Source organism: Nonomuraea salmonea (genome assembly GCF_042428605.1).
GTDB lineage: Bacteria > Actinomycetota > Actinomycetes > Streptosporangiales > Streptosporangiaceae > Nonomuraea > Nonomuraea salmonea.
The window spans coordinates 1-882 of sequence record NZ_JBHMCF010000016.1 but is presented as its reverse complement, the minus strand read 5'-3'; the positions used below and the strand labels follow the sequence as shown (position 1 = coordinate 882).

Sequence of the window (882 nt, the reverse complement as noted above, 5' to 3'; positions counted from 1 at the left end):
AGAACTTCCAGCAGGTCTTCAGCGCGCTCAGCGGCAAGGAGGACCTCGCCGACGGTGAGGACACGCCCGAGGCGCTGGTGGACCTGCTGGTGGAGGCGCTGCGGGCCGAGGCCAGGTCGCTGCACGACCACGGCGTGCGCATGCAGCACACCGAATGGATGATCTACGCGGCGCTGGCCCTGCTCGCCGCGATGATCATCCGGCTGCTGGCCTGGATCTACGTCAACGGGCCCGCCGTGATGGCCGCGATCCAGACCCGCACGTTGATGACCAAGGTGCACATCGAGACACTCAAGCGGCTCGTGCTGAGCAACATGCTCAAGTTCGGCGCCCTGATGGGCGGGCTGGACCTGAGCGTGCAGCTGGCCCAGCACATCGACGCCATCGGAGGGGTACGCGAGACGGGCGAGTTCGACCTGGCCTCGCTGGCCATGTCGACCGGCAGCGGCGCGCTGACCGGCGCCCTGTTCGGCGCCGGGAACGCGGCCCTGTCGCGGCTGCTCAGCCGCGAGATGGTCTACGTCGCCTCCGCCGCCGAGCTGGGCGTCCGCGACAAGCTGGCGGCCCTGGGACAGGGCATCTACGGCCAGGCCCTGATGGGCGGCCTGGCCGGCACCGCCGGCTCCGTACCCGGCCTGGCCCTCAGCGGCCAGCTCGACGCCGACCACCTGAAGTACACCTTCCTGTCCGGCGTCGCCGGCGGCCTGGACATCCCCGCCGGCGCCCGCGTCAGCTACCTCCCCCGCTTCGACACCGCCGGCGAACTCACCACCGGCCCCTCACCCGCTCCCCCCTCAGCCCCCAACCCCGGCCCGACCCCCTCCCCCGCCACCGGCCTCACCAGCGGACCCTCCGCAAGCAGCGCGGCCTCTCCCGGGAGCG

Annotated in this window: 1 pseudogene; it reads left to right on the top strand. The window is 72.1% G+C overall.

What is annotated here, in order from left to right:
- Positions 1-882 (top strand): annotated as a pseudogene (locus ACFFR3_RS19725) (hypothetical protein); the annotation flags it as partial.